General features: G+C 37.6%; 21 protein-coding genes. 15 read left to right on the top strand and 6 right to left on the bottom strand.

All coding sequences use genetic code 11. The annotated features are described in order from the left end of the window. The first annotated feature begins 73 nt into the window (after positions 1–73). From H4J73_RS07245 to H4J73_RS07235, 3 genes are all read left to right on the top strand, one after another. Positions 74–508, top strand: coding sequence for a GNAT family N-acetyltransferase (locus H4J73_RS07245; protein ID WP_182179476.1), 435 nt, complete (start codon positions 74–76; stop codon positions 506–508). A gap of 114 nt (positions 509–622) precedes the next feature. Continuing rightward, entirely contained in the window at positions 623–862 is a 240-nt protein-coding gene (locus tag H4J73_RS07240) for a DUF2798 domain-containing protein (RefSeq protein ID WP_182179474.1), read from the top strand. 595 nt (positions 863–1457) lie between these two features. Further along, positions 1458–1931, top strand: coding sequence for a low molecular weight protein-tyrosine-phosphatase (locus H4J73_RS07235; protein WP_259366654.1), 474 nt, complete (start codon positions 1458–1460; stop codon positions 1929–1931). A 100-nt stretch (positions 1932–2031) separates the two neighbouring features. Here H4J73_RS07235 and infA read toward each other — a convergent pair whose 3' ends face one another. From infA to ald, 6 genes are all read right to left on the bottom strand, one after another. Next, positions 2032–2250 (bottom strand): translation initiation factor IF-1, encoded by a 219-nt coding sequence (gene infA / locus H4J73_RS07230; RefSeq protein WP_011043571.1) that lies wholly within the window; start codon positions 2248–2250, stop codon positions 2032–2034. Between the two features lie 84 nt (positions 2251–2334). Then, positions 2335–3036, bottom strand: a complete 702-nt coding sequence (locus tag H4J73_RS07225) for an arginyltransferase (protein ID WP_182223884.1) — start codon at positions 3034–3036, stop codon at positions 2335–2337. A gap of 27 nt (positions 3037–3063) precedes the next feature. Next, on the bottom strand, positions 3064–3780 hold the full coding sequence (aat, locus tag H4J73_RS07220; protein ID WP_182179470.1) for a leucyl/phenylalanyl-tRNA--protein transferase: 717 nt from the start codon (positions 3778–3780) through the stop codon (positions 3064–3066). Between the two features lie 3 nt (positions 3781–3783). Further along, positions 3784–4740 carry a thioredoxin-disulfide reductase gene (gene trxB / locus H4J73_RS07215; protein ID WP_182179468.1) on the bottom strand — a complete coding sequence of 319 codons (957 nt, stop codon included), beginning with the start codon at positions 4738–4740 and terminating at the stop codon, positions 3784–3786. A 161-nt stretch (positions 4741–4901) separates the two neighbouring features. Further along, entirely contained in the window at positions 4902–5741 is an 840-nt protein-coding gene (locus tag H4J73_RS07210) for an isopenicillin N synthase family oxygenase (RefSeq protein WP_182179466.1), read from the bottom strand. A gap of 159 nt (positions 5742–5900) precedes the next feature. Then, positions 5901–7022 (bottom strand): alanine dehydrogenase, encoded by a 1122-nt coding sequence (gene ald / locus H4J73_RS07205; protein ID WP_182179464.1) that lies wholly within the window; start codon positions 7020–7022, stop codon positions 5901–5903. Between the two features lie 135 nt (positions 7023–7157). Between ald and lrp the strand changes: the two genes are divergently transcribed. From lrp to H4J73_RS07145, 12 genes are all read left to right on the top strand, one after another. Further along, a complete protein-coding gene (lrp, locus tag H4J73_RS07200) occupies positions 7158–7640 on the top strand; it encodes a leucine-responsive transcriptional regulator Lrp (protein ID WP_182179462.1) in 483 nt (160 codons plus the stop codon). A 141-nt stretch (positions 7641–7781) separates the two neighbouring features. Further along, positions 7782–10307, top strand: coding sequence for a DNA translocase FtsK (locus tag H4J73_RS07195; RefSeq protein ID WP_259366655.1), 2526 nt, complete (start codon positions 7782–7784; stop codon positions 10305–10307). A gap of 46 nt (positions 10308–10353) precedes the next feature. Continuing rightward, entirely contained in the window at positions 10354–11040 is a 687-nt protein-coding gene (lolA, locus tag H4J73_RS07190; RefSeq protein ID WP_182179460.1) for an outer membrane lipoprotein chaperone LolA, read from the top strand. Beyond that, the gene (locus H4J73_RS07185) at positions 11040–12425 is read left to right on the top strand and encodes a replication-associated recombination protein A (RefSeq protein ID WP_182179458.1); all 1386 of its coding nucleotides are present in this window, start codon (positions 11040–11042) and stop codon (positions 12423–12425) included. Before lolA ends, H4J73_RS07185 begins: the two co-directional genes overlap by 1 nt. After that, positions 12415–12816 carry a fluoride efflux transporter CrcB gene (gene crcB / locus H4J73_RS07180; RefSeq protein ID WP_182179456.1) on the top strand — a complete coding sequence of 134 codons (402 nt, stop codon included), beginning with the start codon at positions 12415–12417 and terminating at the stop codon, positions 12814–12816. Before H4J73_RS07185 ends, crcB begins: the two co-directional genes overlap by 11 nt. Positions 12817–12862: 46 nt before the next feature. Further along, entirely contained in the window at positions 12863–14143 is a 1281-nt protein-coding gene (gene serS, locus H4J73_RS07175) for a serine--tRNA ligase (RefSeq protein ID WP_182179454.1), read from the top strand. A gap of 146 nt (positions 14144–14289) precedes the next feature. Then, complete coding sequence (locus H4J73_RS07170) at positions 14290–14775, top strand: TlpA disulfide reductase family protein (protein WP_310649642.1); 486 nt, start codon at positions 14290–14292, stop codon at positions 14773–14775. 73 nt (positions 14776–14848) lie between these two features. Then, complete coding sequence (locus H4J73_RS07165; protein WP_182179452.1) at positions 14849–15976, top strand: carboxypeptidase family protein; 1128 nt, start codon at positions 14849–14851, stop codon at positions 15974–15976. Between the two features lie 220 nt (positions 15977–16196). Next, complete coding sequence (locus H4J73_RS07160; protein ID WP_182179450.1) at positions 16197–17687, top strand: sodium:alanine symporter family protein; 1491 nt, start codon at positions 16197–16199, stop codon at positions 17685–17687. Positions 17688–17826: 139 nt separating this feature from the next. Next, on the top strand, positions 17827–18153 hold the full coding sequence (locus H4J73_RS07155) for a hypothetical protein (RefSeq protein WP_182179448.1): 327 nt from the start codon (positions 17827–17829) through the stop codon (positions 18151–18153). A gap of 49 nt (positions 18154–18202) precedes the next feature. Then, positions 18203–18493 (top strand): YeaC family protein, encoded by a 291-nt coding sequence (locus tag H4J73_RS07150; RefSeq protein WP_182179446.1) that lies wholly within the window; start codon positions 18203–18205, stop codon positions 18491–18493. After that, positions 18490–21315 (top strand): DUF349 domain-containing protein, encoded by a 2826-nt coding sequence (locus tag H4J73_RS07145; protein WP_182179444.1) that lies wholly within the window; start codon positions 18490–18492, stop codon positions 21313–21315. The genes H4J73_RS07150 and H4J73_RS07145 overlap by 4 nt, the downstream gene beginning before the upstream one ends. Positions 21316–21604: the final 289 nt, after the last annotated feature.

Below are 21604 nucleotides of genomic sequence, written 5' to 3'. Positions count from 1 at the left end.
GACTAGTTTATACTTCGCAGCGTTAGTTCATTATTTTTTGCTGTTTAATTACGCGTTATATTTAAAGGAATCTATGCAAAAATTTTCATGGGTCTATGAACAATCTGCCATTGATTGGGAACAATTATCCACATTATATCGTATTGCGCCATTAGGTCATAAACCAGCAGATGACCTTAAAACTGTATTTTCGAATAGTAAATTTAAGTGTTTTATTTTTGAAAACCAAAAACTTATTGGGGTTGGCCGAGCGTTAGCTGATGGACTTGATTGCTCATATATATGCGATGTTGCCATTCATCCTAAATACCAAGGTATTGGGTTGGGGCGTGATATTATTAAACAATTAATTAAATTATCTTTTGGTCATAAAAAAATAATTTTGTATGCGAGTCCGGGTAAAGAGGGCTTCTATAGTAAACTTGGCTTTAAAAAAATGAATACGGCTATGGCTATTTTTAGTAATGAACCGCAGGCAATAGCGGTTGGATTGGTGAGCTCATTATAATCAGGCATTAAACCGAACAATAACAGTGGGTCCTTGTTCGTGCCCTATAAATTTCAGTCAGTTATTCTTAGGCTTTATTAGGTCATACGCACTATACCATTTTTGAGTATTTAAATGATTTCACGCAAACATCACAAAATAGTATTTTCTTTTTTTATGGCGTTACTTATGTCATGTATTATGTCTTTTGTTATCAGTATTTTTAACGTTGGTCTGGTGAAAAATATTGTTGATATTTGGCTAAAGGCTTGGAGCTTTGCTTTTATCATTGCCTTTCCAGTCATCATTATCATCTCTCCAATTGTTCATAAATTGGTAAGCTTTGTCTTGCATGAAGAAGAAAATATCACCTAACAAGTAAAACAGATAAAGTTGATGTTACTTGTTTTAATCAGTTTCAACTGGCTATTATTAGTCACTTTACTGGGCTTGAGTATATTAATGAACCAATCTATTATGGGCTATCATCAGTATGAAGAAGATGATTGAGTCACCCAATTACAATATATTCACTTTCAGTACGTTAGAGATAATTCACCTTTTATATGTCGTCCTTAGGTAACGACAGAAATAGGTCGGCGTGCGATGTTGGGCCACCAATTAAACGTTATAAAGTGTGATTCAAAAGACACACCGAATGTTCAATAAACTACTGCAGGTTAGGTCGTAGTTTACCTACCATAAGCTTCCAACTAATAAAGGTTGGGGCGTTTGTCGTTCAGTGGCGCGTTAGTTGGTAACGGTACCCTTTACATCATATTATTTAAAAATGGAGCATGTAATACCAAAGGTCAATTTTATTTTCTTTATCTGTTTATGAAATATCCTAAAACTAACTTTATCTTTCTCGAAATAAAATGTAACCTGTTGATAGCTATAAAGTTGATGTTTGAAATGTGATAATAAAATTGGATGTAATAAGTGTTTGATTATAATAAAGGAATTAATTTTGGAAGACTTAAGTAACATTAAATCTGTATTGTTTGTTTGCATGGGCAATATCTGTCGTTCGCCAAGTGCTGAGGCGGTCTTTCGTCATAAAGTTAAAGAAAAGGGTATTTCTTTAACTATAGATTCTGCGGGTACAACGGGTTCTCATGCGCGTGAAAAACCCGACCATCGTGCACAAAAGATAGGCATTGAACGTGGCTATTCATTTGACAAAATTAAAGCACGTAAAGTCATTATTGAAGATTTTACCAAATTTGATTTGGTCTTAGCGATGGATGAACATAATGTTAAAGAGCTAAAAAAGTTAGCACCAGAGCATTTACATGAAAAAATTCAATTGTTTCTAGAGTATGCAGATAATTTTGAAGAGTTAGAAGTACCCGATCCTTATTACGGTGGGGCGAGGGGATTTAAGTTTGTATTAGATTTAGTTGAAGATGCTAGCAACGGCTTATTAAAAAAGCTGGTTTAATCATCAATGCTTGAATTCTAGATTTAACGATACATATCTAAAGTAATAAAAAAGCCCTGTGAATATTATTCACAGGGCTTTTAGCTTTATAGGGTCTTAATTATCTAGCACGGAAAATAATACGGCCTTTAGATAAATCATACGGTGTCAATTCAACCGTTACTTTATCACCCGTTAATATGCGAATGTAGTTCTTACGCATTTTTCCTGAAATATGTGCCGTTACAACATGACCATTTTCTAGTTCAACGCGGAACATAGTATTTGGTAAGGTATCAAGAACCGTACCTTGCATTTCAATATTTTCTTCTTTCGCCATTGGGCGCTAAACCTCTAAAGTTGTGCATAAACAAAAATCTGGGCAGATAATGCCGAAAACAGGCTGGAATGTAAAGCTATAGTGTTATTTATTTACCGTTTGCCAGCTGTTTTCTATTAAGACTTGGTGTGGGTAATAACGATTCTTGTAATTCATCTTTTTACATTCGTTAATTTGGTAACCGAGATAAAGAAAATTCTTCTGCATATCTTTTGCTAACGCCACTTGTTGCAAAATTGAAAATACACCTAAACCGTGCTTATTATAATCTGGATGGTAAAAGGTATATACGGCAGATAGAGCGTCTTTTAGGGTATCTGTTACCGCAACACTGATAAGTTCACTTTTATGCCAAATTTCAAGGTATAGCTGCTCTGTAACATTACAATTGATAACGCTATTATATTGATCAGCCGTGGCTGGGAACATTGAGCCATCTGTATGTAAAGTATTGATATAATTTTCGTACAATGGATAATAAATGGCTTTTGTTTCAGTTGAAACGTTAATGGTGAACACGTTATTTTTTTTAATATTGCGCTTTTGACTTTTAGATAAACAAAATTCTTTCACTAAGACCCGTAGAGACTTACATGCAGAGCAGAGTTCGCAATGAGGCCGATATATTTGATCGCCACTGCGCCTAAAACCTTGTGACATCAGCCAACCATAATGTTCACTGTTGTGTAAACGCTCGTCGGTTGCAATCAATAATCGTTCTTGTTGGTTAGGCAAGTAATTACATGGAAAGGATTGGGTAATACCTAGCTGAAAATTTGTGCTCATATCAAGTTTCTAATGGTAGTTATCGAATTAAGGCGCTAATGTCAGTTGGCGAGGTAGCCAAAAATCAGAAGGTAGTGAAACAGACAATGCTGTTGCTTGTAATGCCATGTATTGTGAGCGTGGAATTTCTATGCAGCCCATATCTTCTAAAAAGGGGTTAAGCATTTGGCAGTCAATTAATGGAATGTTTTGGTGTTTTAATAAGTTGTTTAAATAAACCAGTGCTATTTTAGAACCATTACTTTTTCGATAAAACATCGATTCACCAGAAAAGCAGCCATTAATTGCCACACCATATAAACCGCCAGCTAATTCACCGTCCATCCAAACTTCAATAGAGTGTGCAATACCATGGTCATGCAACTGTTGATAGGCAGCAAGCATATCGTCAACTATCCACGTTTCTTCTTTTCGAAAGGGAGCATCGGCGCAATAATTGATAACACGATTGAAGGCTTGATTTAATGTTACGGTAAAGTTTTGCTGTTTTAATACTTTTCTCAAGGTGCGATTAATGGGTAATTGGTCGGTTAAAATAATACCGCGCGGATCAGGGCTCCACCACATAATAGGCTCGCCGTCACTATACCAAGGGAATATGCCTGAACGATAAGCTGACTGTAATCGGGCTACAGATAAATCACCACCAAAAGCGAGGAGGCCATTTGGTTCATCAAGTGCATTTTGCAGAGGAGGGAAAACCAGATTATCGATATTGAGTAATTTGATAATCTGGTTGTTCAATGACTAAGCGCCTTTAGCGTCTAAGTAACGTTCTGCATCTAGTGCGGCCATACAACCGGCACCAGCAGAGGTGATTGCTTGACGATAAATATGGTCAGCAACATCACCGGCAGCAAAAACACCTTCAACGCTGGTTTGAGTCGCATTACCTTGAGTACCACTGAGTATCGTTAAGTAACCATCTTTCATGTCTAATTGGTCTTTGAAAATATCAGTATTTGGTTTGTGACCAATAGCAATAAAACAACCCATTACGTCGAGATCTTTAGTTGTGTCAGACTGAGTCTCTTTCAAACGAACACCGGTAACACCCATGTTGTCACCTAAAACCTCATCCAACGTTTGATTTAAGTGAAGGGTAATATTACCGTTTTTAACTTTCTCGTATAAACGGTCGGTTAAAATCTTTTCAGAGCGAAAAGTTTCACGGCGATGAACTAAATGCACTTCAGAAGCAATGTTTGATAAATATAAAGCTTCTTCAACAGCGGTATTACCACCGCCAACAACCGCCACTTTTTGGTTACGATAGAAAAAACCGTCACAGGTAGCACAAGCCGAGACGCCTTTACCCATAAATGCTTCTTCTGAAGGTAGACCTAAGTATTGAGCTGAAGCACCCGTACAAATGATTAATGCGTCACAGGTATAACTTCCGCTATCGCCTTTTAAAGTAAAAGGGCGGCTCGAAAAGTCAACGTCGTTGATATGGTCAAAAATAATTTCAGTATCAAACTTTTCAGCATGTTTTTGCATACGATCCATTAATGCAGGACCGGTAAGGTCATCGGCATCACCAGGCCAGTTTTCAACTTCAGTCGTCGTTGTTAATTGACCACCTTGTTGCATACCAGTAATCATCACTGGTTTTAAATTTGCGCGTGCGGCATAAACAGCTGCAGTGTATCCAGCTGGACCTGATCCTAAAATGAGTAACGGGCAATGTCTTGCTTCGCTCATGTATGACTCCAAAAATTGATAAATGTAATTATAGGTTATAAGTTGGGAGTTTAAGCAAAGATCACAAGAGGGTAAATTACTTTTTTGATAAATAAATTTTATAAGTGCAATGTTAAATGTACAGTGATGGCATATAAACCCTTATATGCCATCACTCATCACTATTTTACGCCAAGTTCTTTTAATCTTTCTAAAAGATAACTTTTTTGAGTGTGTCGGTCAGATAAAACAACTTCATCTCGCGGATGAAGAAATAATGGCAGTGATATTCTAGACTTTTCACTGGCCTTGCCTGAAGGATTTATTACGCGATGGCTAGTGGATGGAAAATAGCCTCCTGAAGCTTCTTGTAACATATCACCAATATTAATAATTAAGCTGCCAAAATCGCTCGGCACATCTATCCAAGAACCATCTTGTTGTTGTACTTGCAGGCCAGGTTCATTAGCCGCGGGTAATATCGTTAACAAATTGATGTCTTCATGTGCTGCGGCTCTAACTGCACCAGGCTCTTCATCACCTTTAAGGGGAGGGTAATGTAAAATACGGAGTAAGGTATTTGGCGTATCTTTAATCATATTAGAAAGTTGTTCTGAATATTTTGATGAAACTTCGACGGGGCTATATTTTTCAACCCAATCAAGTAATTCTGCAGCAAGCTCAGATGCATTATTATAATAGCTCAGTATTTCTGCTTTAAGTTGCTCTGGGATCCTACCCCAAGGATAGACATGAAAATACTCTTTTATGTCTTTATTGGCGTGACCTTTTGCTGTTTCAGAAATTTCTGTTGAAAAATAGCCGTCTTGTTTTTGAGGATCAAAATTTAGAGTATGTTTTTCTTCGCTAGAAAAAAATTCATACCAATTTTTATAAATAGATTCAACAACTTGCTGTTGAATAGGGTGGTTAATTAACACACCAAACCCTGTTTCTCTCAAACTTTGAACAAATAATTTTGCGGCATTTTTATCTTGGTAATCGACAACCTGAATTTGCATGATTGATTTCCTGTAGCTTATTTTAGTTATATTAATCGAAAGATAGCATAACTTAACCATATGGTCAGTTTTATAGTCTATAACAAAAAAAACCTCTGTTAAAAATATAACAGAGGTTTTATATATTAAAGAAATATTTTTATAAACGTGACTTCGTTATTATAAAGTCGCAATAGCCTGTTCAGGCGGCACATAATCGTAGCCTAAAACTTCGGCAACTGGCTTATAAGTAATTTTTCCACCTAACACGTTTAAACCATTCATTAAGTGTACGTTATCAAGCATTGCTTGTTTGGCACCTTTATTAGCAAGCATTACTGTAAATGGCATGGTTGCATTGGTTAGCGCCATTGTCGATGTACGAGCAACGCCACCTGGCATGTTCGCGACACAATAATGTACTACATCGTCTACCACATAAGTTGGGTCTTGGTGAGTCGTTGCTTTTGATGTTTCAAAACAACCGCCTTGGTCAATCGCAACATCAACAACAACAGCACCTTTCTTCATCATTTTGATGTGGGCTCTTGTCACTAGTTTAGGAGCAGCAGCGCCTGGAATTAATACCGCGCCAATGACTAAGTCAGCTTCAACAATTAATTGATCCATCGCATCAGCAGTAGAGTAAACTGTTTTTAAACGACCATCAAATTCAGTATCTAATTGACGTAAACGTGGTAATGAACGATCTAATATAGTCACGTCAGCGCCCATACCTACCGCCATACGTGCAGCTTGAGTACCAACAACACCACCACCTATAATTAATACTTTCGCTGGTGCAACACCAGGAACACCGCCTAATAAAGCACCTAAACCACCTTGTGCTTTTTCAAGGGCATGAGCACCTGCTTGAATAGACATACGGCCAGCTACTTCTGACATTGGTGCTAATAGTGGTAAACCACCTTCAGCAGCCGTTACGGTTTCGTAAGCAATACACGTGGCGCCTGAAGCAACGAGTAATTCAGTTTGCTTCGCATCGGGTGCAAGATGTAGGTAAGTGAAAAGGATTTGACCTGGGCGCAGCATTTTACATTCAGCTGGCTGAGGTTCTTTAACTTTGATTATCATGTCAGCGGTTGCAAAAATTTCTGCCGCTGTGTTTATTATTTTTGCGCCAGCTGCTATATATTGGCCGTTTTCAAAGCCAATTGACTCGCCGCCATTATTTTCAACAAGTACTTCATGGCCATTAACCGTTAATTCATTAACGCCAGCAGGCGTTAAACCAATGCGGTACTCATGGTTTTTAATTTCTTTAGGAACACCAATAATCATAATAGTTTCACTCGTTGTATGTTTTTTATAATATTTGCGGCTATTATAATGCGTTATTCTCGAATTATCCTGTCGTATTATTTTATTTATCAATATATAATCCTGTTATATTGAAAATATGTAGTGTTTTATATAATGTCCAGTTCTCCAAGTAAAAGTATCGATCGAATCGATCGTAATATCCTCGTTGAGTTACAAAAGAATGCGCGCATCTCTAATGTAGAGCTATCTAAAATAGTTGGTTTAAGTCCAACACCCTGTTTAGAAAGAGTAAAAAGGTTAGAAAAAGAAAACTATATTAAAGGATACCAAGCGATACTCAATCCTCAAAAACTTGAAGCCGCTTTACTTGTATTGGTTGAAATAACGTTAACAAAAACGAGCCCAGATGTTTTCGACGATTTTTCCAAAGCCGTGCATGAATTAGATGTTATTCAAGAGTGTCATCTAGTGTCAGGTAACTTTGACTTCTTACTTAAAACACGCGTTGCTGACATGATCGCTTATCGTGAATTACTCGGTGATACTTTGCTTCGTCTTCCTTCGGTAAGTGAAAGTAGAAGTTATATGGTGATGGAAGAGGTGAAATCGACTAATTTTCTGCCAATTAAACGATAAATCAGCAAATCATATAAAGTAAGTCATTTAAACATTTAACTCCTTACGATAGTTTGTTATTTTACTGTATATAAACATACCTGTGCTAATGCTTCTTGCAGTAGTGCGGATATAAAATAGCTATTAACTCGGTTTATTATATTGTCTACAGAATCTCCTACCCAAAGTAAATTAAACGGTGTGCAACGACTACTTGAAGCAGGTTTGTTGGTTTCATTCGTTTTTGCCATGTTTATTATGCTGGCGCTGTTTAGCTTTAATCCTGCTGATCCAGGTTGGTCGCAAACAGGTTATCAAACCCCCATTCGAAATTTAGGCGGTGCTGTTGGGGCTTATCTTTCTGACTTACTTTTAAATCTATTTGGCTTTATTGCTTATAGCCTACCTTTTGTAGCCGCAATAACGGGTTGGTTGTTGTTTCAAAAATATCACCGCCTCATTCAATTAGATTATTTAACCTTAGGTTTGAAGTTTATTGGCTTTATTCTTTTTTATATTGGCGTAACATCAATTGCAAGTATGAACTTTGATGATGTGTTCTATTTTTCTGCGGGTGGCATTATTGGTGACGTATTAAGTCAAACTGTCTTGCCTTACTTTTCGTTTGTGGGCAGTACTTTATTATTTTTAACGTTCTTATTTTCTGGTTTTGTATTGTTAACAGGGTTCTCTTTAATCGCTTTTATCGACAAAACTGGTGCCTATACCATTTTATTTGCGCAATACTTATTGACGATACCGCAAAAAATAAAAGATTATTTGGCTGAATTTAAAGCCGCAAAACTCAAGCAATCACGATTGGTTGAATCTAATCAGCAAAAAGAACAATCGATAATTTTACCCGACTTTGCAGAGCAACAAGTTGAAAATGTTCATCAAAATGACCGTTTAGCGGATGAAAGTAAAGAATTACACCATGCTTTTAATGCGATAAATGAAGAAGAACATCAAGATCTTATTGCGCCCAGTAAAAATGATGTTTCATTTGATCCCCCAGAAGATATTGAACACTTTGTCGCGATAGACGATTTAATCGGTGAACCTATCGCTTTTAATGTGCAAGAGCACGTTAGTGAAGACGAAATAACGGCAGCCTTTGAAAACGTCGACCCCATAATCGTTGAAGAGCCAATAAAATTAACGCCTAAAAGTGAAAGCGCAACTTATCAAGGTCTCCCAGGATTCGATTTGTTAGACCGTCCCAATAGAACTCAAAACCCTATTGATGAAAAAGAGCTTGAACTGGTGAGTCGTTTAGTCGAAGAAAAACTTTTAGAGTTCGGCGTTGTAGCTGAGGTTGTGGGGGTTTTTCCGGGTCCTGTTATAACCCGCTTTGAGTTAAACCTAGCGCCAGGAGTCAAGGCAAGTAAGGTAAGCGGTTTATCTCAAGATATTGCTCGTTCATTATCCGCTAAAAGTGTCCGTGTTGTGGAAGTGATTGAGGGCAAATCAGTTATCGGTATTGAACTTCCCAATAAATACCGAGAAACGGTCTATTTTACTGATGTTATTTCTGCACCTGCATTTGCAGCATCAGGATCTCACTTAGCGATGGCCATTGGTAGCGACATATCGGGTAAGCCTGTTATTGCTGATTTAGCCAAAATGCCGCATTTATTGGTGGCAGGTACCACTGGCTCAGGTAAATCTGTTGCTGTTAATACCATGATTGTGAGTATTTTATATAAATCGACGCCTGAAGATGTACGGATGATCATGATCGATCCTAAGCAGGTTGAATTATCTGTTTATAATGGTATTCCACATTTGTTGGCTGAAGTGGTCACCGATATGAAAGAAGCGGCCAACGCACTGCGTTGGTGTGTTGGTGAAATGGAACGTCGTTACAAACTAATGTCTTCTTTAGGGGTACGTAATCTTAAAGGTTATAATGAAAAGGTACTCAATGCCATTGAAGCTGGAGCGCCTTTAATAGACCCAACTTGGCAACCTAATGATGCTTTTACTCAAACACCGCCTTTATTAGAGAAGTTACCCGCGATTGTTATTCTTGTCGACGAATTCGCCGATATGATGATGGTTGCTGGTAAAAAAGTTGAAGAACTTATTGCACGTATTGCCCAGAAAGCGCGAGCCGCGGGTATGCATTTAATTTTAGCAACGCAACGCCCGTCAGCGGACGTTATTACGGGGCTAATAAAAGCGAATATTCCAACCCGTATGGCACTTCGCGTGCAATCAAGAATGGAGTCTCGTATTATTTTAGATCAACAAGGGGCTGAGCAATTACTGGGTATGGGAGATATGTTTTATTTACCACCGGGTGAAGCTGTTTCTGTTCGTGTGCATGGCGCCTTTGTAAACGATGATGAAGTTCATGCTGTGGTTGCTGACTGGAAAACACGTGGCGCCCCTAATTATGTTGACGAAATATTATCAGGTGATAGCGACAACGAAATATTGTTACCTGGGGAGCAAGCAGAGGCTGATGAAGCCGTTGAACTTGACACCTTATATGATGAAGCTGTTGAATTTGTGACTAAAGGTCGACGTGTTTCAATTTCAAGTGTGCAACGAAAATTTAGAATCGGCTATAACCGTGCCGCCCGTATTGTTGAAGATATGGAAAACCAAAGTGTGGTCAGTTCGCCAGGACACAATGGTGCACGTGAAGTATTAGCTCCACCACCTGTAAGAGATCAATAGGGGTTATATCTTTACCTCAACTTACTAAATTAATAAGGATAACTGAGTGATTTTTTCCCTAAAAAAAACAGCCGTCGTTTCATTTATTTCTGCTGTTCTTCTGAGCAACTCGAGTGCTTTTGCTTTACCAATAAATGATCCTATAAATACTCTAGAAAAACCGATAAAAGCCTCTCAATTGGTAAAAGGTACGCTCATTAAAAAGTTAGCTTCGCTCGAGTACTTTACTGCTGACTTTAAACAGCAGGTGCTCGATGCAGAAGGCAATGAACTCCAAAATGCCTTAGGAACGCTAGCGGTTAAAAAGCCTAATTTAGTGCATTGGAATACCGTTGAACCTGATGAGACATTAATTGTTTCAGACGGCGTAACACTATGGTTTTTTGACCCCTTTGTTGAGCAGGTCAGTGCGTACCTTTTAGAAAAAGCATTGATGAATACCCCTATTTTACTGCTAACGAGTAGTGATCCAACACTTTGGCAACATTACAGTGTTAGTTCAACAGATGAGAATAATTACCTTATTCATGCGATTGATAATAATGCGCAAGTGAAGACATTAGAATTACGTTTTAAAGAAAACAGTCACAAACTTGATAGTTTCACCATATTAGACGCTACAGGTCAGTTGAGTATCTTTAAGCTTTCACAATTTGATGACAAGCATTCTCCAGACAGCGCATTGTTTATTTATGAAATTCCTGAAGGTGTTCAGTTAGATGACCAACGTTAATGGCTAATATTACGCCTAATGGTTCTTTGCCTTTAGATTTTGCAGATGAAGGCAATAATGACGATGATATTCAACGTGATGAATTTCAGCCGCTTGCTGCCAAACTTAGACCAAAAACATTAGCAAATTATCAGGGGCAGCAGCATATTTTATCGCCAGGTATGCCATTAACCCTGGCTATTGAACAAGGAAAATGTCATTCGGTTATTTTTTGGGGACCGCCAGGTACGGGTAAAACGACCTTAGCAGAAATTATTGCCAGCCATGCTAATGCAGAAGTAGAGCGTTTATCAGCAGTAACTTCTGGCATCAAAGATATTCGTCAAGCGATAGAAAATGCCAAACAACGTTTACAGCGTCAACAAAAACGTACCGTGTTATTTGTTGACGAAGTGCACCGCTTTAATAAAGGTCAGCAAGACGCTTTTTTACCTTTTATTGAAGATGGAACGATTATTTTCATTGGTGCGACGACCGAAAACCCCGCTTTTGAATTAAACCAAGCGGTATTGTCACGTGCACGTGTTTATACCTTAAAAAAACTAACGCGTGTAGACTTAACGATTATTTTAAAACGTGCGTGTGACAACGAACAACGCAGTAAAAAAGTCACCATTAATATAGAAGATAAAGCAGAACATCAATTATTGACCTTAGCTAATGGTGATGCTCGACGCTTATTAAATGTATTTGAAAATTGTGTCGATATTCTTTCAGGGTCATCGAAAACAGTTACCTTAGAAACTGTCGTTCAAGTGGCTGGAAATAAAGTTGCTTTGTATGATAAGGGCGGCGATGCGTTCTATGATTTGATCAGTGCTTTTCACAAATCAGTAAGGGGTAGTTCACCTGACGCGGCACTTTACTGGTATGCAAGAATATTAGCCGGTGGTGGTGATGCATTATATGTAGCACGCAGACTGCTTGCAATTGCGAGTGAAGATATTGGTAATGCGGATCCCCGGGCCATGCAACTAGCTATAAACGCGTGGGATACCTTTCAACGTGTTGGACCCAGCGAAGGAGAGCGAGCAATAGCGCAAGCTACTGTTTATATGGCACTAGCGCCAAAAAGTAATGCGGTGTACATGGCTTTTAATCAAGCCAAAGAATTGGCTAAAAACACCTCAGAATTAGACGTACCCTTGCACTTAAAAAATGCGACAAGTAGCATTACTAAAGAATTAGGCCACGGTAGTGAATACCGATATGCACACAATGAAGATAATGCTTTTGCCGCAGGAGAAAACTATTTTCCAGAGTCTTTACAGCTTACCTCGCTTTATCATCCGACAGACCGTGGTTTGGAAAAACAACTTAAAGATAAACAGCATTACCTCAATGAATTAAACCGACAAAGTAATGAGAAACGTTATGACAAATAACATCAGCAATTTTTCATTATATCTATTTGTAGCACTTGGCGGAGCATGTGGGGCAAGCTTAAGATTTTATTTTTCACAATTAATATTTAATTGGCTCGGAAAAGGGTTCCCTTTTGCCACGCTGGCGGTTAATATTTCGGGCTCATTAATCATGGGCGCCTTATATGGCCTTATTGAAAATGGTGTTATTGAAGTCAGTGTCTATCGAACCTTAATTGGTATCGGATTTTTAGGGGCCTTCACGACCTTTTCAACCTTTTCACTTGATACATTATTATTAATGCAGCAGGGTGAATTCTTAAAGGGCATGATAAATATATTACTGAATGTCAGCCTGTGTGTTTTTGCCGCTGGTGTTGGGTTGTACTTAGTAACTTATGCTACCAAGTAGACCCTTTTCAAATAAATAAACCACTCAACTTGTAGATGTGAACAAAATGCTTGATCCAAAATTATTTAGAAATGATATCGAAGCCACTGCGGCACAATTAGCGAAACGTGGTTTTGTATTAGACACTGCGTTATTAATACAATTAGAAGAGCAACGAAAAGCTTTTCAAATTAAAACTCAAGAGTTACAGAACCAACGCAATACACGTTCGAAATCTATCGGGAAAGCGAAAGCTCAAGGCGAAGATATTCAGCCATTATTAGCTGAAGTGAGTCAATTAGGTGCTGATTTAGATGCAGCAAAAGCCGAACAAGACGATGTACTTGCGAAAATTGATGACATTCTGTCTGCCGTACCAAATTTAATTCATGAATCTGTACCCGAAGGTGCAAGTGAAGATGACAACGTTGAAATTAAACGCTGGGGAACGCCACGCGTATTTGATTTTGAGGTTAAAGATCATGTTGATGTTGGCGCTGGCATCGGTAATGGCTTAGATTTTGAAAGTGGTGCTAAACTCGCAGGGACCCGTTTTGCCGTATTACGGGGTCAAATAGCTAAAATGCACCGCGCGCTTGCACAGCTGATGTTAGACGTTCATACACAAGAGCATGGTTATCAAGAAATGTACGTACCTTATTTAGTGAATCAAGAGTCACTATACGGTACAGGGCAGTTACCAAAATTTGGTGAAGACTTATTCCATACGGACTTGAGTAACAAGAAGTTTTCTTTGATCCCAACGGCAGAAGTTCCTTTAACGAATTTACTCAGAAATGAGATTGTTGAAGAAGCCGAATTACCGATTAAAATGTGCGCGCATACCCCCTGTTTTAGAAGTGAAGCCGGCTCAGGCGGTCGTGATATTCGTGGTTTAATTCGTCAACATCAGTTTGATAAAGTTGAAATGGTACAAATTGTTAAACCTGAAGATTCATTTGCCGCCTTAGAAGCACTCACAGGTCATGCTGAAAAAATTCTTGAAAAATTAGAGTTACCTTACCGTACCGTTATTTTGTGTACCGGTGATATTGGTTTTAGTGCCACTAAAACATTCGATATTGAAGTTTGGTTGCCGGCACAAAATACTTACCGAGAAATATCTTCATGTTCTAATATGGGCGATTTTCAGGCACGCCGTATGCAGGCTCGCTTTCGAAACAGTGACACTAAAAAGCCAGAATTGTTACATACGTTAAACGGTTCAGGTTTAGCGGTTGGCCGTACTTTAGTGGCTATTTTAGAAAATTATCAACAGGCTGATGGTAGTTTACAAGTTCCTACGGCATTACAACCTTATATGAACGGTTTAACGCAAATCGGTTAACGCTACTTGGTAACCTCCCTTTATTAATAGCAATAAGAATCCAATACCTAGGTATTGGATTTTTTGTTTTAATTTGAATTTTTAATTGGGTGATCGGGTCTGTAAATATAACTATTTCGTTATTATATTATTTATAAAGGTGAGTTGTGTTGAAGAGTTTATTTATTCAAGCTGTGGTATTTTTGGCTATCTTTCAAACACTGACAATGTTCAGAGAATCAGACATGCTATCAACGGGAGAACAGATAACGCCACAAACTGTTTCGTTAGAAACACTCGATTATAAAACCATTGCACTATCCCCTCTAAAGCATACGACGGTTGTTTACTTCTTTGCGCCTTGGTGTCAAATATGTCATATCAGTATTGGTAATCTTCAAGAAATATATGAAAAGAACCAACAGATAAATGTTATCGCCATTGCGTTGGATTATGTCAATAAAAAAGAGGTCTTTGAATTTTCTAGCCAGCATCAATTAACTTTCCCTATTGCCTTAGGTACAGAGCAAATTAAGCACCAATTCAAGATAGAAGGTTATCCAAGCTATTACGTTATTGATGATAAAAATACCGTTATTGCAAAGTCTATGGGTTATTCGTCTGAAATTGGGCTGTTTCTTCGAACACTTTAGCGCATATTACTTCTGATCTTTTCATTGATTGTGTACACTGTGGCTATTCATAATAAAAATAGCAGATCACGGTATGCAAATTACATCAAACTTTGACAGTGGCAATATCCGCGTTATCGACGCAAGCCAAGCCAATAACATTCAACTTGAAATTGTTAAAGACAATCAATCAGATTTTTATCAGTGGTTTCATTTTAAACTTCATAATACAGAGCGATGCGAGCATACCCTACATTTAATGAATGCCGGTACTTCCGCTTATACCGAAGGTTGGACAGATTATCAGGCCGTCGCTTCTTATGATCGAGAGCACTGGTTTCGTGTACCAACAGAATTTGATGGCGAAAAACTCAGTATCACGCTAACCCCAGAATACGACTCCGTTTATTTCGCTTATTTTGCTCCATATAGCTATGAACGTCATCAAGACTTACTTCATCAAGCCCAGTTAGATATTGATTGTCAGTTACAAGTATTAGGGCAAACACTAGACGGCCGTGACATTTCAGTATTGAAAGTGGGTGACGACGGCGAAAATAAGAAGGTTATTTGGGTAACTGCTCGCCAGCACCCGGGTGAAAGTATGGCTGAATGGTTTATGGAAGGTTTTATAGACCGTTTACTTGATGAAGATGACGGCGTTGCTCGTTCACTATTAGACAGTTCAGTGTTTTACTTAGTACCTAATATGAATCCTGATGGTTCAGTTCGAGGACATTTAAGAACAAATGCTATCGGTACTAATTTAAATCGTGAGTGGTTAGAGCCTTCAATGGAACGTAGCCCTGAAGTATTTTTAGTGCGTGAAAAAATGTTAGCTACCGGTGTTGACCTGTTTCTTGATATTCATGGCGATGAAGCTCTACCGTTTAACTTTGTCGCTGGCTGTGAAGGTGTCCCCGCATATGACGCTAAACATCAAGCCTTAGAAGAAAAATTCAAAGCCATTCTTCTAGCGGTAACACCAGAATTTCAAGATGACAAAGGTTATGATAAAGATGAGCCCGGCCAAGCTAACTTAACAGTGGGGGCTAATTGGGTTGGTAATAACTTCAAATGTTTGTCTTACACGGTAGAAATGCCCTTTAAAGACAATGATTTATTACCAGATCGCAGTGTCGGTTGGTCAGACACGCGCAGTAGCTTATTTGGTCGTGATTTTTTAACGGCCATTTATCATGTTGTTGGCGACCTTCGTTAAACAATATCTTCAGTTAATAAATGTAACACTGCTCTATAAAGTGTTACAAAAGAGCTACCTTGGCAGCTCTTTAAATACTACCTATAGCAAAAAGTTTAAAAAATTTATATGTATTCGTTATCAATCAACATGCCTTAGCACGCTGATACTTATGTCTTAATTGTTAACGAATATACAATTGATAAAAAACTAAATAATAATAATAAATCAGGAGTGGCATGTGGAAGAAATTGTAAATACGATTAATGGCTATATTTGGAGCCCATACTTAATTTATCTCTGTTTAGGTACAGGTGTATTTTTCTCTATTTTAACGCGATTTGCGCAAGTACGTCATTTTCGTGAAATGTTTCGCTTATTACTTTCGGGTAAAAGCTCAGATAAAGGTATTTCATCTTTCCAAGCTTTAGCTGTTTCTTTATCCGGACGTGTTGGTACCGGTAATATTGCCGGTGTTGCAGCCGCGATAGGTTTTGGTGGTCCTGGTGCCGTTTTTTGGATGTGGGTCGTTGCCTTTTTAGGTGCAGCTACTGCTTATATTGAATCAACCAATGCTCAGATTTATAAAGAAGAAGAAGAGGGTCAGTACCGAGGTGGTCCTGCTTATTACATTGAAAAAGCGCTGGGTCAAAAGTGGTATGCCTGGATATTTGCCTTATCAACTATTCTCGCTTGTGGCGTATTATTACCGGTTGTACAATCAAACGGTATTGGCGATGCGATGGTCAATGTGTTTGGTTCCGGTGGTTCGGTAACTTCTTTTATGGGTGATTTACCTTTAACTAAAGTCTATACCGCCGTGTTTATTGTGCTATTACTTGGGTTTATCATTTTTGGTGGTGTTAAGCGTATTGCTAACTTTACCCAAATTGTTGTGCCATTTATGGCATTGGCTTACATTATTATTGCCTGTACTATCATTGCATTACATATTGATCAATTGCCGGGGGTCTTTATGTTAATTATTACGGATGCTTTTACGCCAATGGCAGGACTTGGTGCTGCAATAGGTTGGGGGGTTAAACGAGGCGTTTATTCCAATGAAGCGGGACAAGGTACTGGGCCACATGCCGCCGCCGCCGCTGAAGTTGAACACCCAGCGCAACAAGGATTAGTGCAAGCTTTTTCTGTTTACATTGATACGTTGTTTGTCTGCTCTGCAACCGCATTTATGATCTTAATTACCCAGTCGTATAATGTTATGCCAGAAGGTGCGACGAGCTTTGTTGTTAGTAACTTAGCGAGTGATGTTGTTATTAGTGGTCCTGCCTTCACGCAAATTGCTGTTGATAGTGTTTTAACAGGATTTGGTAAGCCTTTCATTGCTATTGCCTTGTTTTTCTTTGCTTTTACAACCGTATTGGCTTATTACTTTATTGCAGAAAATAATGTTTCTTATATCAATAAAACCATTAAAATGCCGGTGCTTAAATTTTTTCTTAAAGTTGTTTTAATGTCAGCGGTTTTTTACGGTACGGTTGCCGAACCAAGCGCCGCATGGAGTTTAGGAGATATTGGTGTTGGATTAATGGCATGGTTGAATATATTTGCGCTTATCGCCATATTCTTTATGGCAAAACCTGCTATTAAAGCCTTGAAAGATTATGAAAGCCAACAGAAGTTAGGGGTAACAAAATTTACCTTTGATCCGAAAAAACTTGGTATCGAAAAAGCTAAGTTCTGGGAAGATCGCTTTAATAAAAACAAGTAACATTGTTAATAATTGCTTTACGGTTATTAATTTACAATAAAAGTAAAATTACTTTAAAAAACGTCCATTAGGACGTTTTTTTTTGCTTAAATTTAGGTAGAATATTGACACTAATTATTTTATGAAAAGTTATCTTCCTATGGCTGTAATTAATTGCCCGAACTGTAAGAAAAAGATATCTGACAAAGCGAAGTCTTGCTCTCATTGTGAAATAGATTTAACCACAGTTGATGCGAGTCAAATGGCATCAATGAAAAAACTGAGCAAAATAAATCAATCACAAAATCTGATGAATCACTCCTTTATCGCCATGCTACTTTTTTGTGGTGGTTTTCTCTTTTTGTATTGGCAAGATGCTCAACAAGGCACATGGCAATATTTTATGAGTATAGGTTCTGCAGTCATTGGCTTTATTTGGTATATTACGACCCGAGTTCGTTTGCTTATGCTTAAATACCGAAATTAACATTAACTTCCCTCGAAAGAACGAAGCAATAAAGGCTGTAAATAAAACAATGGATATTATTTCATTAGTAGACAATATGTCAGAAGAAATGTACTTGCGCTTAAAGTGTGCTGCTGAAACAGGTAAATGGCCTGAAGGTACGGTGGTTGATAAACCGCAAAAAGACTCCGCATTGCAAATTACTATGGCGTATCAATCAAGACATTTAAATTCAGATGAAATCTTAAGTGTTGGCGCGGACGGTCTTATTATTGATAAAACTAAACGTCAGTTAAAAAGCGAATTCGCTGAGCTTAAAAACAATCCAGACAATAATATTGCAAGGTTTTCCGATCTATGATTTTTTCTAAATTTTTCAAAGCAAAATGGCAGAGCAAAGAACACAATGTGCGGTTAACCGCGATTAATGAAGATTTATCATCGAGCAATTCAGATGAATTAGTTATCTTAACAACCCTCGCACAAACAGATCCTAATGAATTAGTACGTCGTGCTGCGCTCCTTAAAATCGCCAACTTTACTGTTTGGCATCAAAACAGCATCGACAACGACAATAAAAAAGTGCGTGAGTATTGTATTAAGCAAGTTGAGAAAATTTTGCTTGGCCAGCATGACATTACCATCAGTAATCAAGATAAATTGGCGCTATTAAAAAGTAATAATAAATTGCCATCTTTGGAGTTATGGTTACAAAGTGAAACAAAAGCAGATGTTGTTATCGCCTTGTTTGAAAAAATAAATAAGCCGTCGTTAACGCTTTCTATATTTACACATAAGCAAAATGAAATAGTACAAACATTCTTGCTGCAACAAACACTACCTGTTGATGTGTTAGACAAGTTGTTAAAGAAATCGTGTAATGAACAAATAAAAAATCAGATTGAGCAAAAGATTGAACAATTAAAAGTCTTAGCAGAGCAGCCCGACAAAATTAAAAAAGGTGTCCAGTTAGTTTTAGCCAAGTTACTCGCTTTAAAAGACGTTAATGATTATCTGCAAATAAAAGAAAAACAAACAGAACTCGAAGAGCAGTGGCACAGTTACCATCAAGATTTTTCTTGTTTAACATCACACGAATCTGACAGTTTTAATCAAAAGTATAAAGTTATCAATGCACAATTGATTAAACATTTTGCTCCGCTGCATGAAGCTTATGAACAACAAATTATTGCTGATAAATTAATTCACGATAAAAAAGTCGCAAATGAACATTTTAATCGTCAGCTTAATGAAATTAGTCAAAAACTTACCACAACAATATTTGAAAGCGGTGAGTTAGATGAAGCACAATACCAGCATCAACTTGAACAATTACTTTCAGAAATATCAGCATCAATACTCAGTAAGAAAGAGCAAGACTCATTTATTGTCTTAGTTAAAGCACAGTCAAAAAAATTGGCGTTGTTACCTGAAATTGCGCAATCGGTGAGTGACGCCACTCATTTAATTTCAAAAATTTCACAAGTAGCTTTACCCAAAGACATTGATGAGCTGAACCTGCGCAAGCCTTTATTCGATGAATGGTTACAAGAATGGAAAAGTGTTGAGCAAAAAGCGGCGGGGGTTTTACCACAAACAGTTGTTGATGCGTTTAAAGAAATAAAGAAACAATGGCAAAAAGGCCTGAAGTCTTTACTTAAAGAGCAAGGACTACTACTAGCGCAATGTCAGAAAAAAATCGCTGATGTTAAACGATTAATTATCAGTGGCAAGTATAATGCTGCTTTTGGGGTTTTCAAAAAAGCTAAAAAACATTATGACGGGTTATCTGATGAGCAAAAATCACGTGTGCAACGTGACTTTGATGATATCTCAGATAAAATTGCTGAACTAAGTGACTTAGAGCATTCAATTGCAACGCCAAGAAAACACCAACTACTCGCTGATATTCAGTTATTAGTAAACCAACCACTTGATAACCCTAATGACCAAGCAGCGAAAGTAAAACAATTTCGTGTTACTTGGAACTCTTTAGGGCACGCAGAAGAGACTGTTGAAAAAGAATTAAACTATCAATTTAATGCGCTTTGCGAACAAGCTTTTGCTCCCTGTCGTTTATTTTATGCAGAACAAGAAAATTTGCGTGAGCAACATCTTGTCACGCGCCAACAGCTTATCGTTAACGCTCAAAGTTTTGCTGATGACTTTACAAAAAAAATCAGTGAAGGTACTGATAATAAAGCTATTGATTGGAAGTTCATCGACGGAACACTTAATAAATTAAGTCAACAATGGCAAAATTCAGGGCAGGTCGATAAACAGAAGTTTCAGTTACTTAATGAAAAATTTAATGAAAGTTTACAACCCGTAAAGCTTGAATTAAGAAATTATCACCAACGTAACAGTGACAGTAAAAATTTATTGATTGCCCAAGTCACGCAAGCATTAAGTGATGAGGATGTTTTTTCTGCTATTGAAAGTGTTAAAAAACTACAAACACAATGGCAAGCGATAGGTTACAGCGGACAGCGCGAAGAGAATCAACTTTGGCAAAAGTTTAGGAAAGTTAATGACCAACTATTTGCTAAACGCGATGAAGCCAAATTGGTTGAACAATCTGACCGTCAACATCAACAAGTTGAGTTAACAGAGCAACTGGGTAATTATCAACAACAGATTGTTGACCAAGGTTCTGCTTCTGAATTATTAACGATACAAGAAAATATTGATGCATTACGTTTAAAGCTTGTTAGCCAAAAGCCGTTGATCAAAAGTGCAGTAACACAGGCGGAAAAGCTACTTGCACAAATAACACAAAAATTAGCAGTGATTAACGAAAACAAAAAGACTGAAACTTGGCAATTGATTTTTAATTGCTTAGAATATATAGCCACTGATGAAACACCATCAATTGAAAAGTTCAGTGAGTCGCTGGTAGATTTACCCAACGTTTGGCAAAAACGATTACAAGAATGTTATCAAAATACCCGTAGCGTTGACCGAAGTGATAAGACATTAGAGCTTGAGATATTAGCAAGTAAGGAATCTCCGGCAGAATGTAAAGCGAAGCGCATGCAAGTTCAAGTAACATTATTGCAAACCCAGATGCTTTCAGGACAACCTATCGACTTAACAAAATCACTTGTTGAATGGTTAAAATTAGGTAAATTATCATCCACTGACTTGCCGTTACTCTCAAGAGTTAAAGCTATTTATTGTTGATATTCTGTAAATAAATAACGTTAATCGCCACTGATTATTCAGTGGCTTTTTTATATTTACTGTAAAATAAGCTCATCTTTAAGGTTGTTTATTTTCAGTAGATATTTGATAAAAACATAAAATTTATATCTATACTGAGCAATAACACCTTATTTTTGGTTACGTGTTACTGGTTTGGCAAGTGATATATAATATGATTTTCAATTAAAGCAGAATGGATAGCTTGTTAAATCACTGATAACAAATGATTTTATTTTTTATGTTTGGAGGTGAGGGCTTTTCAGATAAC

The organism is Colwellia sp. MB3u-41 (assembly GCF_014076845.1).
Taxonomy (GTDB): domain Bacteria; phylum Pseudomonadota; class Gammaproteobacteria; order Enterobacterales; family Alteromonadaceae; genus Colwellia_A.
This window is presented reverse-complemented; position numbering and strand designations above follow the sequence as displayed.